The sequence below is a fragment of the Pseudomonas sp. Leaf15 genome (assembly GCF_001421425.1).
GTDB classification, from domain to species: Bacteria; Pseudomonadota; Gammaproteobacteria; order Pseudomonadales; family Pseudomonadaceae; genus Aquipseudomonas; species Aquipseudomonas salomonii.
The window spans coordinates 29,091-41,747 of sequence record NZ_LMKI01000018.1 but is presented as its reverse complement, the minus strand read 5'-3'; the positions used below and the strand labels follow the sequence as shown (position 1 = coordinate 41,747).

Sequence of the window (12,657 nt, the reverse complement as noted above, 5' to 3'; positions counted from 1 at the left end):
ATATCTATATAACGTGTAATATCTCTATCTGTTATCTACTTTACCAATATATGGCATCACTCTATCGCCGCCTTGGCGCGCACCGAGTTCTGCAGGACCAAACCCACCCAGGCACTCAGGGCCAGCACCATCAGCGCCGCACCATAGCCTTCTGTGGTGACGATAAGACCGTAAACATGGCTCAGGTAACCCGCCAACAGCGCCGGTAAGCAGAACGCCAAGTAGCTCAAGACATAGAACGCCGACATCAAACCGGCCCGTTCATGGGGTAACGCCAGCCCGACGATACTGCGCACACTGCCCATGAAGCCGCCGCCAAAACCGAAACCTGCAATCACACTGGCGACAAAGAACAGCCACAAAATACCCAGGTGCACGGCCACCAGCAGCAACGCGACGCCCACGGCCAACAGCTCTGCCGACAGCCGCATGATTTTACCGGCCGCACGCTCGCGCACGCTGTAGATCATCACCGCGCCACTCAAGGTCACAACGGCTACCAGGCCGCCGCCGATCAGGTGCGACGTGGAACCGGTGGCAGCCTTGACCAGCGACGGCGCCAGGGATGAGAAGAACCCGCCCAACGCCCACACCGCCACATTCAGCGGCATCACCAGCCACAAGGCCCGGCGCGCTTGCCGCGGCACATGCAGGGTCGGCGCCAGCGACTTCAAGGCACCCGGAATACGGCTGACGGTTTCCGCCAGACGCCACACATACACCGCCTGCAACACCATCAACCCCAACAGCGTGAAGTAGATCAACTGGGTAGGACGCGGCGCGAACTCCACCAATAGACCACTGCCCAGCCCGCCACTGGCCATGCCCAACAGCGGCGCCAGGCTATTAAGCATCGGGCCGCGCACGCGGTCAGTGTCGAGCAAGGTCGCACTCAGCACTGCCGTGGCCATGCCGGTGGCGAACCCTTGCAGCGCACGGGCGGCAATCAGGTGCGCGGTGCTGTCGGCGTTGATAAACAACACCATCGCCACAATATTGAGCAGCAATGCGACGAAAATCACCGGCTTGCGCCCCAGGTGATCCGACAGCGAACCCACGGTCAGCAACGCCGCCAGCAGGCTGACGGCATACACGCCGAAAATCACCGTGAGCATCGCTGCGGAGAAGTGCAGGTTTTCCTGATACACCTGATACAGGGGTGTCGGCGCGCTGGACGCGGCGAGGAAGGTCAACACTGTGATGACCAGGAACGCCAGGCTGGACCGTTGAGAAATAACGCGAGACATGGGCACACTCCGCTAAAGCTAATACTTTGCTTTTGCGCAGTGTGCTACCGGCGAGCGCTTAAAGCAAATTCTTTGTGTTAAGGTTTTACGCATGGCGATAAAAGAAAGCCTTCGCCCGGGAGGCCGCAGTGCCCGGGTCCAGGAATCAGTGCATTCGGCGGTGCGTGAACTGCTCGAAGTGCATGAGCGCTCCAGCGTCACCGTGCCGATGATTGCAACGCGCGCGGGCGTCACGCCCTCGACCATCTACCGGCGCTGGGGCGACTTGTCGGTGCTGTTGGCCGATGTGGCCCTGGCCCGCATGCGCCCCGACAGCGAGCCGGTGAATACCGGCAGCCTGCGCGGTGACCTGCTGGCCTGGGCCGAGCAATACCTGGATGAAATGAACTCGGAGCCAGGGCGCAACATGATGCGTGACCTGCAGAGCATGATCACACCGGGGTATTGCGTAAGCATTCTGAGTGGGCAGTTTCAGACGATTATCGATCGCTACCCGCAGAGTACGCCGCCGAGCGTGGACCATTTGATCAACCTGCTGGCGGCGCCGACGGTGTTTCGCATTTTGTTCTCGACCGAACCACTGACGGTGCAAGAGCTGCACGGACTGATCGAGCTGGCACTTAAAGGTTAAACCTCTGCACAAAACCAAATGTGGGAGCTGGCTTGCCTGCGATGGCGGTCTGTCAGTTAAACAATGGCTGCCTGACCCATCGCTATCGCAGGCAAGCCAGCTCCCACATTGACCCTGCCTGCAGTCAATAAAAAACGGCCTCACTAGGAGGCCGTTTTTTATTGCAGCTAACTGCTTAAGTACGCATCCCGCGCCCACTCACCAGCAACCGCGCGCATCCCACATACAGCACCACGGTCGCCACCAGCATAAAGGTGATCGCCACGCTGATCTTGATATCCGACACGCCCAGGATGCCGTAGCGGAAGGCATTGACCATGTGCAACACCGGGTTGGCCAGCGACACGGTCTGCCAGAACGGCGGCAGCAAGGTGATGGAGTAGAACACGCCGCCCAGGTAAGTCAGCGGCGTCAACACGAACGTCGGGATGATCGAAATATCATCGAAATTGCGTGCAAACACGGCGTTGATGAACCCCAGCAGCGAGAAGATCGTTGCCGTCAGTACCACCACCAAAATGGTGACCCCCAAGTGATGCACTTGCAGGTGGGTGAAGAACAGCGACAGCAAGGTCACGATCACACCCACCATCAAGCCGCGCAGCACGCCGCCCAGGGTGTAGCCGACCAGGATGGTGTGCGGCGATACCGGCGAGACCATCAGCTCTTCGATGGAGCGCTGGAACTTGCTGCCGAAAAAGCTCGAGACCACGTTGCCGTAGGAGTTGGTGATCACCGACATCATGATCAGGCCCGGCACGATGTACTCCATGTAGGTGAAGCCACCCATGTCGCCAATTTGGCGACCGATCAGATTACCGAAGATCACGAAGTACAAGACCATGGTAATCGCCGGCGGCAGCAGGGTCTGCGGCCAGATCCGGGTAAAGCGCTTCACTTCGCGGTAAACGATGGTCTGCAGCGCGACGAGGTTGGGTTGCAGTTCGGAACTCATACCGCCACCTTCGCCAGATTTTTCTCCACCAGGGACACGAACAACTCCTCAAGGCGATTGGTTTTGTTACGCAGGCTCAGCACTTCGATGCTCTGGGCCGCCAACTGGGTGAACAACGCGGTGATGCCCATGGCCTTGTCCACCTGCACTTCCAGGGTGTGGCCATCGACCAGACGGCTTGGGTAGCCGAGCAGTTGCGGTGCCACCGACAGGTTGTTTTTAAGGTCCAGCAAGAAGGTTTCCACATGCAGCTGGCCCAGCAAGTTGCGCATGCTGGTGTTCTCGACAATGGTGCCGTGGTCGATGATGCCAATGTTGCGGCACAGCTGCTCAGCCTCTTCCAGGTAATGGGTGGTGAGGATGATGGTGATGCCCTTCTCGTTCAGCTCGGTGAGGAAGGTCCACATCGAACGGCGCAGCTCGATGTCCACACCGGCGGTTGGCTCGTCGAGGATCAGCAGGCGCGGTTCATGCACCAGCGCGCGAGCGATCATCAGGCGGCGCTTCATGCCGCCCGACAACGAACGCGACGGCACGTCACGCTTGTCCCACAGGCCCAACTGAGTCAGGTACTGCTCGGCGCGTTCCTTGGCGATTTTCGCCGGGATGCCGTAGTAGCCGGCCTGGGTCACGACAATGTCGAAGGTCTTTTCGAACTGGTTGAAGTTGAATTCCTGGGGCACCACGCCGATGGAGCGCTTGAGCGCCGCCGGGGATTTGTCCAGGTCATGGCCAAAGATATTCACCGAGCCGCTGGTTTTGTTCACCAGGGTGGAGAGGATGCCGATGGTGGTGGATTTGCCGGCACCGTTGGGGCCGAGCAAGGCGAAGAAGTCACCTTCGGCAACGTCCAGATCGATACCACTCAGGGCCTGGAAACCGTTGCCGTAGGTTTTGGTTAGCTGCCGGATGGACAGAGCGGAACTCATATCGGATTACGCACCAGAGAAGGGAATAGAAAGAGTAGATAAGCGCGCAGCGCACGTAGTTCAACGGCGGCGCATGACAAGCATGGTGCTTGCCCGCGCCGCACAAGTACAGTCACCTGTATTAATAGTCAGTATTAAGTCAACGCGGTCATCACAGCCTTGCGGTAGGCCGGGCGGTCCTTGAGGCGCTGGTACCAGGCCTCTAGATGGGGCATTGCCGGGCGTTCGATGGGCATCTCGAACCAGGCGTAGGCGAAGCAGCCCAAGGGGATGTCGCCCATGCCGAAATGCTCGCCGGACAGGTAGGGTTGCTCGGCGAGGGCCTGGTCAACCGTTTTAAGTGCATCGATACAGGCTTGGCGCCCGGCATTGATGCTGTCCCAGTTCTGTTTTTCTGCCGGGGTACGCAGGATGCCCCAGAACACCGCTTTGAACGGATCGGCGAGCGTGGACGTGGTCCAGTCCATCCACTTCTCGGCGCTGGCCCGGGCTTGCAGGTCGTTCGGGTAAAAATCCGACGCGCTCCTGGCGCACAGATAACGCACGATGGTGTTGGATTCCCACAACACAAAGTCGCCGTCTTCGATCATCGGCACCCGGCCATTGGGGTTCAAGGCCCGGTACTGCGGCGTGTCGACCACACCAAAAGCTCCGCCCGCATCAATTGCCTCATAGTCCAGGCCGAGTTCCTCGGCGCACCACAGTGCCTTCCTGACGTTTGATGAATTTTTACGACCCCAGATTTTCAGCATGACCGCGCCTTATCGTTGATGAACATGGCTTGATAAACGCAGCAGCATACGCCGGTTCACCCGCGGCTTAAATCGCTGTGCATATCGCTGTGCATGTCCTTGAGCGAGATGGACATGTCGTCGGCAAACAGGTGCGGGTAACACTGCTGAATATGCGCGAAGAAAAACGCTTCGGGCACGTCGCTGAACTGGCCGTGGTCCAGCACATATTCCATCGAGCGGCGGCCCTGGCGGTTGAAGGCGTGGAACACGCTGTCGTTGACCCCGTCGAACGCCAGCGGCGGCACGTCGAACAACTCGCACAGTTGGCTGTTGAACGCCGGCGTGGCCTTGACCCAGCGGCCGTGCAGGTACAACTCGGTATAGCCGTGCATGGCGAACACATCACTTTTAAGCAGCGCGAGCAGGCGCGGTGTCGACAAATGATTGCGCACATCCGCCAGGCCAATGCGCGCCGGGATCCCGCAATGGCGGGCGCAGGCGGCCAATAAGGTGGCCTTGGGCACACAGTAGCTCTCGCCGGTGGCCAGGGCGAAGCTGGCACTGAGGGTGTTCGGATCACGGCTGAAGGTGTACGGGTTGTAGCGAATCGCCTCACGCACGGCGTAGTAGAGACTGACCGCCTGGTCACTTAAATCCGGGCGGGTTCCGCGATGTTTTTCGGCGAACTCCACCACCGCAGGGTGGTCACTATCGATGAAGCGGCTGGGATTCAAGTACGTATCCATGAGCTTTATCTCCGAGGCAAGCCTTGAGTCTAACGACAGGTCGGCCATAGAGATAACGACGATTCGGCCAAATGTCGGCGTGCACCAGCACAACTCGTTACACCCTCGCCACCGCGCTTTTTCGGATGCCGACTAAGCTCCATGGTGGTTTCGCCCTTGGTTTCACGGAGGATTGAATATGCTGTTGTTGTGGATACTGGTTCTGGTGGTCGGCATTGCCTACCTGGCACACCGCCGCACCGCGCCCCTGCCTGCGCTGGGCGTGGTTGCTGTCTACCTGCTGGCGATGGGGGCCTGGAGCCATGCACCGGGTTGGCTGCTGGTCATCTTCTGGGTGCTGATCGCCGCCGTGGCCGTGCCCCTGTTGCTGCCCGACCTGCGCCGCCAATACTTCACCAAGCCGCTGTTCAGCTGGTTCCAGAAAGTCCTGCCGCCGATGTCCGAAACCGAGCGCGACGCCATCGACGCCGGCACCGTGTGGTGGGACGGCGAACTGTTCAGCGGTCGCCCCGACTGGGACAAGTTGCTGGCCTACCCCAAGGCGCAACTGACCGAAGAAGAACAAGCGTTTATCGACGGCCCTACCGAAGAACTCTGCGCGATGGTCAGCGACTGGGAAATTGGCCAGGCCATGGACCTGACGCCCGCTGCCTGGGAGCACATCAAAACCCACGGTTTCTTCGCCCTGATCATTCCCAAGGAATATGGCGGCAAGGGTTTCTCCGCCTATGCCCACTCCCAGGTCGCGATGAAACTCGCCACTCGCAGCGGCGACCTCGCGTCCACCGTGATGGTGCCTAACTCCCTCGGCCCGGCCGAGCTGCTGCTGCATTACGGCACCGACGAACAACGCAACCACTACCTGCCACGCCTGGCCCGTGGCGACGATATCCCCTGCTTCGCCCTCACCGGCCCGCTGGCCGGCTCCGACGCCGGCGCCATGCCCGACACCGGCGTGATCTGCAAAGGTGAATGGGAAGGCAAGGAAACCCTGGGCCTGCGCCTGAATTGGGAAAAACGCTACATCACCCTCGGCCCGGTCGCGACCCTCCTCGGCCTGGCCTTCAAGGCCCATGACCCGGACCACTTGTTGGGTGAGGAAGAAGACCTGGGCATCAGCCTGGCGCTGATCCCTACCGACACCCCCGGCGTGGAAATCGGCCGTCGCCACTTGCCGTTGGGTGCCGCGTTCATGAACGGCCCCAACTCCGGCAAGGACGTGTTCATCCCCCTGGAATTCCTTATCGGTGGCCAGGAAATGCTCGGCAAGGGCTGGATGATGCTGATGAACTGCCTGTCGGTCGGCCGTTCGATCTCGCTGCCTGCGGTCGGCACCGGCGCGGCCAAGTTCACCAGTTTGGTCACCGGCCAATACGCTCAAGTCCGTGAGCAGTTCAACGTGCCGCTGTCGGCCTTTGAAGGTATCCAGGAAGCCCTGGCGCGCATCGGCGGCAACGCCTGGCTGATGGACAGCGCGCGCATGCTTACCGCCAACGCGGTCGACCTGGGCGAAAAGCCTTCGGTGTTGTCGGCGATCCTCAAGTACCACCTCACCGAGCGCGGTCGCGAGTGCATCAGCCACGCCATGGATGTACATGGCGGCAAGGGCATCATCATGGGGCCCAACAACTACCTGGGCCGTAACTGGCAAGGCGCGCCGATCTTCATCACGGTAGAAGGCGCGAACATCCTCTCGCGCAACCTGATGATCTTCGGCCAGGGCGCGATCCGCTGCCACCCGTTTGTGCTCAAGGAAATGGCCCTGGCCGGCCGTGAAGACCATGACCAGGCGCTCAAGGAATTTGATGGCCTGCTGATGCAACATATCGGCTTCGCCGTGAGCAACGCTGCCAGCACCTTGGTGCTGAACCTCGGCATCGGCCACTTCGAGAAAGCCCCGGGCAACCGCTTGAGCCAGGGTTACTTCCGCGCACTGAACCGTCAGGCCGCCGCCTTCGCCCTGCTGGCGGACTTGAGCATGATGCTGCTGGGCGGCGAGCTGAAACGCCGCGAACGCCTGTCGGCGCGCCTGGGTGATGTGCTGAGCCATATGTATCTGGCCTCGGCAGCGCTTAAGCGTTATCACGACCTGGACTCGCCGGATCACCTGGAGCCGCTGTTCGCCTGGGCCATGGAAGAAAGCCTCGGTGAATCGGAACGTGCCCTGGATGAACTGCTCAGCAACTTCCCCAACAAGGTGCTCGGTTGCCTGCTGCGGGTGATCGTGTTCCCGTTCGGCCGTCGTCACACCGGGCCGTCCGATGCTTTGGACGCCGAAGTGGCTGCGGTGATTGGCCGTGCCAAGGGCGACCCGACCCTGGAAGAGTTGCTGGCGGGTTGCTATCGCCCGCAATCGGCAGAAGACCCGGTGGGCGCCCTGCAACATGCCTACGACCTGCTGGGTGCCAGCCACCCCTTGCAGAAAAAACTCCACACGGCGCTCAAAAGCGGCCAAGTCAAACCGGCCGCCGGCGAGCATGCCATCGACGCGGCGCTGCACGCGGGCGTATTGCAACCGGCCGAAGCGCAAACCCTGCGCGACGCCGAAGCCGCGCGCCGCAAGGTGATCGATGTGGATGATTTCAGCAAGGAAGAGCTGACCCAGGCTGAGGGTAAAATCCGCTGAGTCGAGCGGCCATATAAAAACGGGCGCGTGAGCTATATACTCTCGCGCCCGTTTTTGCTTTAGAGGACTTATCTCGTGTCCAACGTCGTTGCCGATCATCTCGTCTTGCTCGACCACTTGCGCAGCATCCTGGTTGCCGTCGGCGAAGCCGAACAGGTGCCCGAGGAAAGCCATACCCTTTTTCTGGAGCGCTTCGACGAATTGCGCGCCCTGCTGCCGATCGACCCGATCGAAAGCCAGTACCTGGGCCAGGACCTGATGAGCCAGGTGATCCTGCGTTATCCGCAGATCGCCCATCTGGTGCCCCGCGACCTGCTGTGGTTCTTCGGCGGTGATTGCCTGCACTTCATGCCCGATGAAGAACTGGACCTGTACCAGGCCCTGGAAGAACGTCGCTTTGAAGCCGAACAGAACGATGAACCGTTCGACTGGAACCAGGAAAAACAGCTGCTGGCCATGCCGCAGGATCAGAGCAAGCACTGATTTTAAATGTGAGAGCTGGCTTGTGTGGGAGCTGGCTTGCCTGCGATGCAGGCGACTCGGTCTGTCAGTTAAACCGAGGTGATACAATCGCAGGCAAGCCAGCTCCCACATAAGCCAGCTCTCACACACGCCAGCGCCCGTAATCAGCGGCGGCGCAATGTCGGCTCCTTCGCCATACACTCCACCAGATAATCAATAAACACCCGCAACTTCGGTGGCAGATACCGCGTGGGCGAATGCAGTAACCACGCCTCGCCATGGTAGGACGCAATAAAATCCCACTCGGGCAATACCTGCACCAGGCTCCCCGCCTCCAGGGCGTGGCGCGCCGTGAAGTACGGCAAGCTGCCGATCCCCACATGCTGCAACACCGCATCCAGGCGCACGCCGGTGTGGTTCGCGGCGTAGCGCCCGCGCACGCCCACGGTCACCGCCTTGGCGCCCTGACGAAACTTCCAGCGTGAATCCCCCGGCGTTTCCCCCAGGTAGATGCAGCTGTGTTCCAGCAAATCATGGGGATGTTCAGGCGTACCCTGCGCGGCCAGGTACTGCGGCGTGGCACACAACAAATGCTCGATGGGCAACAGTTGGCGACCGACCAGGCCCGGCGGCGGGCTGTCGGTGATGCGGATGCTGAGGTCCACATTATCGTCGATCAGGTCCACATGCCGGTCTTCCAGAATCAACTGCACATCCACCTTGGGATAGCGCCGCAAGAACTCCGGCATATGCGGGTGCACCACAAACCGGCCCACCGCCTTGGGTACGCTGACCCGCACCAGGCCTTCGGCTTCATGGGTGAACTGGCCGCTGATTTCCATCACCGAACGCGCCGCGTTGACCATCTCCTGGCAACGCTTGAACACTTCTTCGCCGCCCTCGCTCAAGCGCAATTTACGCGTGGTGCGTTGCAGCAAGCGTGTAGCCAAAGCCTGTTCGAGGCGCGAGATACTGCGGCTCACCGCCGAGGGCGAAACGCTCAGCTGTCGCGCCGCTTCGGAGAAACTGCCGGTCTCCACGACTTTGACGAAAATCGCCATTTCACCCAGCAGCGGCAAAGGAAGATTGATGCTCATGACGCACAGGTCCATTGATAATTGAACGGATTATCACCCATCTGCGCACTATTTATACTGCCCGCAGAACCCTGATGCGGATGTAAATGATGACCGAGCGCCTGTTTTTCACCCACGACCACTTGACCGCCGAGCTTGAAGTGCTGAGCTGCACACCCCACGAAGGCCTGTTCGCGGTCACCCTGCAATCGACGATTTTTCATCCCCAAGGCGGCGGGCAACCCTTTGATACCGGTTGGCTGGGCGACAGCCAGGTGCTGCGCGTGACCCAGGAGGCTGACCGCGTGGTGCATTACGTGGACCAGCCTGTGCAGCCTGGCCCGATCACCGCACGGGTCGACGAACAACGCCGTGCCCTGTACACGCGCCTGCATTCGGCCGGGCACCTGATCGGCAATGCGGGAGAAAGCTTCGGTTGGATGCCGATCAAAGCCCACCATTGGCCGGGCGAGTGCAAAATCACCTTTATCCGTGGCGAAATGGCCCAGGCCATCGACGCCGAGGCGATCCAGCAACAGGTCAACCAATGGATCGCCGCCGACTACCCGCGCCATATGACCCTGGAAGACGGCGCCCGCGAAGTGGGTTTCGGCGAACTGCCCGCCTACGCCTGCGGCGGCACCCATGTGCAAGCGTTGAGCGAGCTGGGCCAGGTGACCATCCTGGCCCTGTCGGAGAAAAAAGGCGCGCTGTCGGTGCGTTACGAAATCAACTGACAGACCACGCGGCTTTTGTGGTCACCGGGCTCGTTGTGATGAGCAGGCTTGTTGTGGCGAGCGGGCTTGGTGTGGCGAGCGGGCTTGCCCCGCGTTGGGGCGCGAAGCGGCCCTAATACAGTCACCGCGTTTTTTCAGGCAAACATAAGCGCCTGGTTTTGGGGCCGCTTCGCAGCCCAACGCGGGGCAAGCCCGCTCGCCACAACAGCCTGCTCGCCACAAATCCCCCCGCGCTCGCCACATTGAGTATTTACAACCGACAAGTGCGCTAAACCGCAATCGCGCCCGCCCGCCCCGGCTCCACCACAAACGACTTGAGGGTCGACACCGTGGCGTTGGGGTCGCGGGGGTCAGTTATCACCCGAAAGTTCGTCAGCATCTTCTGCTCCGCAAGCTCCACCGACACATACCCACGCTGGCGGCTGTCGAAAAACTTCACATGCGGATTAAGCGGCAGGATCTTGCTGAATGCCTCAAAGGGCGGGCCATCAGAGGTCACCGAACTGCCGACAAACTCAGTGGCGATCACTGGTGAATCCGGGTTGTTGGCGTCGGCATGCAGGTCGGTGGTCCAGAACGAGTGGATATCACCGCCCCAGAACACCGGGTTGCTGAGCTTGTGACGCTCGATGGACGCCAGCATGCGTGAACGGTTGGCCACGTAGCCGTCCCAGCCATCGGTCCAGTGGCCGGGCTTGTGGCTGGTCAGGTCGCGCTGGATCAAGGGCGCCACCAGCAAGTCCTGGGCGATCACATTCCACTGCGCCCGCGACTGGGCAAAGCCCTGGTCCAGCCAGGCCTCCTGCTGCCAGCCGAGCATGGTGCGACCGAGGTCGCGCAGGTCGCTGCAGGTGTTGGCGGCGATATGCCCCTGATGGCTGCCGTTGACCTGGATGCAGGGTTGTTCGGAGCGATACTGGCGCCCATCCAGCACATGAAAACGCGCCAGGCGGCCGTAGTCCAGGCGCCGGTAAATACGCATGTCCGGCCCCTTCGGCACGCTGCTGGCGCGCAGCGGCATGTGCTCGTAATACGCCTGGTAGGCCGCCGCCCGCTGCTGGAGAAATTGCGCTACGGGAATCTTCGGGTCCTGGGACCAGCGGTTGGCGTAGTCATTCTGCACTTCGTGGTCATCCCAGGTCGCCACGCTGGGCGCTGCGGCGTGCAGGGCTTGCAGGTCCGGATCGGTTTTGTACAGCGCGTAGCGATTGCGGTAGTCGCTCAAGCTCTTGGCGTTGCCGCTGCCATGGGACCGAATGACTTTTCCCGAGTCGGCTGCGTAAGAGCTGTCGTAAATATAATCGCCGAGAAAAAACACCAGGTCGGGTTGCTCTGCGGCTAAATGGCGATAGGCGCTGAAGTAACCGCGCTCCCAATGCGAGCAGGAAACAAACCCCAGCCTAGCCGACGCCATCGCCTGCAAGGGTGGCGTGGTGCGTGCCTGGCCCACCGGGCTCTGCGCGCCGAGGCCTTCGAACTGGTACCAATACGGCCGGCCCGCCGCAAGCCCGGCCACTTCAACATGCACCGAATGGGCGAAACGCTCGGTCGCCAAGACTTCGCCCTGCTTCACGATGCGCGTCATCGCCGCATCACTGGCCACCCGCCAGCGCACCGGCACCGCGCGCTTCAGCCCACCGCTGCCATCGGCTGCATTGAACAACGGCGCCAGGCGCGTCCAGATCACAAAACCATCCGGCAGCGGGTCGCCCGAGGCCACGCCGAGGGTGAACGGGTAATCCACCCCGGCACTGCGCGCAAACGGGCTGAGAATTGCAAACGCGGTAGCGACCGCCAGCCCGGTAAGGACTCGCCGCCTGCCATGGTCCACTGCGTCACTCACAACGCGCGCTCCCAGTCCTCACGCACGGTGGCAAAGCCCAGCAAGTCTTCGTACACCCCGTTTTTGAGAAACGCCTGACGCAGGCAGCCTTCATAGCGCAGGCCGATTTTCTGCATGACCCGCGCCGATTCCTTGTTGCGGCCAAAGCATTGGCTGCCTACCCGCTGCAGCCCAAGCTCGGTGAAGCCAAAGCCCATCATCGCGCTCGCCGCCTCAGCGGCATACCCCAGGTTACGCGCATGCGCCGCGACCCAGCCGCCCAAATGCCCTGCGTGATGACGAGCGTTAAGGCGCAGGCTGACTATGCCAACCAACTCACCGGTTTCACGCACATGCATTCCCAGGTTCAACAACTCGCCCGCCCGATATTTGTCGGCGGCCGCGGCGATAAAACCCTGCGCGGTTTCCAAGGTATAGGGCGACGGAATGTTGGCAGTGTTGTCAGCAATCTTCGGCCCGTTGGCGAGCATGAAAAGCACCTCGGCCTGGTCCATTTCCAGTGCGCGCAATAGCAGTCGCGGGGTCGACAATTGAGGCAGTGCAGTGGGCATACGCGGCAGCTCTTCAAGTAAATTCTTCCAGAGTGTACTGCCTTCGTGTCAATTGCATTACGTCATCAAAGTGCCCGGTAAAAACTCTGAAAGACGCGTCCTAGAGCCTTTAAAACGTCA

12 protein-coding genes are annotated in these 12,657 nt (G+C 60.9%); 4 read left to right on the top strand and 8 right to left on the bottom strand.

Annotated elements, in window-relative coordinates; genetic code table 11:
* Positions 1 to 56 precede the first annotated feature (56 nt).
* Positions 57 to 1,247 (bottom strand): MFS transporter, encoded by a 1,191-nt coding sequence (locus ASE80_RS15230; protein WP_056859650.1) that lies wholly within the window; start codon positions 1,245 to 1,247, stop codon positions 57 to 59.
* Between the two features lie 91 nt (positions 1,248 to 1,338).
* On the opposite strand from ASE80_RS15230, the gene ASE80_RS15225 reads away from it, so the two are divergent.
* Positions 1,339 to 1,878 (top strand): TetR/AcrR family transcriptional regulator, encoded by a 540-nt coding sequence (locus ASE80_RS15225; RefSeq protein ID WP_056859649.1) that lies wholly within the window; start codon positions 1,339 to 1,341, stop codon positions 1,876 to 1,878.
* Positions 1,879 to 2,053: 175 nt separating this feature from the next.
* On the opposite strand, the gene ASE80_RS15220 is transcribed toward ASE80_RS15225, so the two are convergent.
* From ASE80_RS15220 to ASE80_RS15205, 4 genes are all read right to left on the bottom strand, one after another.
* The gene (locus ASE80_RS15220; RefSeq protein ID WP_056859648.1) at positions 2,054 to 2,833 is read right to left on the bottom strand and encodes an ABC transporter permease; all 780 of its coding nucleotides are present in this window, start codon (positions 2,831 to 2,833) and stop codon (positions 2,054 to 2,056) included.
* On the bottom strand, positions 2,830 to 3,762 hold the full coding sequence (locus ASE80_RS15215) for an ABC transporter ATP-binding protein (protein ID WP_056859647.1): 933 nt from the start codon (positions 3,760 to 3,762) through the stop codon (positions 2,830 to 2,832). The genes ASE80_RS15220 and ASE80_RS15215 overlap by 4 nt, the downstream gene beginning before the upstream one ends.
* A 134-nt stretch (positions 3,763 to 3,896) precedes the next feature.
* A complete protein-coding gene (locus ASE80_RS15210) occupies positions 3,897 to 4,514 on the bottom strand; it encodes a glutathione S-transferase family protein (protein WP_056859646.1) in 618 nt (205 codons plus the stop codon).
* A gap of 56 nt (positions 4,515 to 4,570) precedes the next feature.
* Positions 4,571 to 5,242, bottom strand: coding sequence for a transglutaminase-like domain-containing protein (locus tag ASE80_RS15205; protein ID WP_056859645.1), 672 nt, complete (start codon positions 5,240 to 5,242; stop codon positions 4,571 to 4,573).
* A 178-nt stretch (positions 5,243 to 5,420) separates the two neighbouring features.
* On the opposite strand from ASE80_RS15205, the gene ASE80_RS15200 reads away from it, so the two are divergent.
* Positions 5,421 to 7,868 (top strand): acyl-CoA dehydrogenase, encoded by a 2,448-nt coding sequence (locus ASE80_RS15200; RefSeq protein ID WP_056859644.1) that lies wholly within the window; start codon positions 5,421 to 5,423, stop codon positions 7,866 to 7,868.
* Positions 7,869 to 7,943: 75 nt separating this feature from the next.
* Positions 7,944 to 8,351: a PA2817 family protein gene (locus tag ASE80_RS15195; RefSeq protein ID WP_010567536.1), complete on the top strand. Its 408-nt coding sequence runs from the start codon at positions 7,944 to 7,946 to the stop codon at positions 8,349 to 8,351.
* A 143-nt stretch (positions 8,352 to 8,494) separates the two neighbouring features.
* Here the strand turns inward: ASE80_RS15195 and ASE80_RS15190 are convergent, their stop codons facing one another.
* Positions 8,495 to 9,427, bottom strand: a complete 933-nt coding sequence (locus ASE80_RS15190) for a LysR family transcriptional regulator (RefSeq protein WP_056859643.1) — start codon at positions 9,425 to 9,427, stop codon at positions 8,495 to 8,497.
* A gap of 89 nt (positions 9,428 to 9,516) precedes the next feature.
* On the opposite strand from ASE80_RS15190, the gene ASE80_RS15185 reads away from it, so the two are divergent.
* Positions 9,517 to 10,143, top strand: coding sequence for a hypothetical protein (locus tag ASE80_RS15185; protein ID WP_056859701.1), 627 nt, complete (start codon positions 9,517 to 9,519; stop codon positions 10,141 to 10,143).
* A gap of 268 nt (positions 10,144 to 10,411) precedes the next feature.
* Here ASE80_RS15185 and ASE80_RS15180 read toward each other — a convergent pair whose 3' ends face one another.
* Both ASE80_RS15180 and ASE80_RS15175 read right to left on the bottom strand, forming a co-directional pair.
* On the bottom strand, positions 10,412 to 11,986 hold the full coding sequence (locus ASE80_RS15180; protein WP_056859642.1) for an alkaline phosphatase D family protein: 1,575 nt from the start codon (positions 11,984 to 11,986) through the stop codon (positions 10,412 to 10,414).
* On the bottom strand, positions 11,983 to 12,537 hold the full coding sequence (locus ASE80_RS15175; protein ID WP_056859641.1) for a GNAT family N-acetyltransferase: 555 nt from the start codon (positions 12,535 to 12,537) through the stop codon (positions 11,983 to 11,985). The genes ASE80_RS15180 and ASE80_RS15175 overlap by 4 nt, the downstream gene beginning before the upstream one ends.
* Positions 12,538 to 12,657 lie beyond the last annotated feature (120 nt).

Coding starts and splice junctions, on each gene's coding strand:
- ASE80_RS15230 (WP_056859650.1), bottom strand. CDS start 1,247: ATGTCTCGCGTTATTTCTCAACGGTCCAGCCTGGCGTTCCTGGTCATC.
- ASE80_RS15225 (WP_056859649.1), top strand. CDS start 1,339: ATGGCGATAAAAGAAAGCCTTCGCCCGGGAGGCCGCAGTGCCCGGGTC.
- ASE80_RS15220 (WP_056859648.1), bottom strand. CDS start 2,833: ATGAGTTCCGAACTGCAACCCAACCTCGTCGCGCTGCAGACCATCGTT.
- ASE80_RS15215 (WP_056859647.1), bottom strand. CDS start 3,762: ATGAGTTCCGCTCTGTCCATCCGGCAGCTAACCAAAACCTACGGCAAC.
- ASE80_RS15210 (WP_056859646.1), bottom strand. CDS start 4,514: ATGCTGAAAATCTGGGGTCGTAAAAATTCATCAAACGTCAGGAAGGCA.
- ASE80_RS15205 (WP_056859645.1), bottom strand. CDS start 5,242: ATGGATACGTACTTGAATCCCAGCCGCTTCATCGATAGTGACCACCCT.
- ASE80_RS15200 (WP_056859644.1), top strand. CDS start 5,421: ATGCTGTTGTTGTGGATACTGGTTCTGGTGGTCGGCATTGCCTACCTG.
- ASE80_RS15190 (WP_056859643.1), bottom strand. CDS start 9,427: ATGAGCATCAATCTTCCTTTGCCGCTGCTGGGTGAAATGGCGATTTTC.
- ASE80_RS15185 (WP_056859701.1), top strand. CDS start 9,517: ATGACCGAGCGCCTGTTTTTCACCCACGACCACTTGACCGCCGAGCTT.
- ASE80_RS15175 (WP_056859641.1), bottom strand. CDS start 12,537: ATGCCCACTGCACTGCCTCAATTGTCGACCCCGCGACTGCTATTGCGC.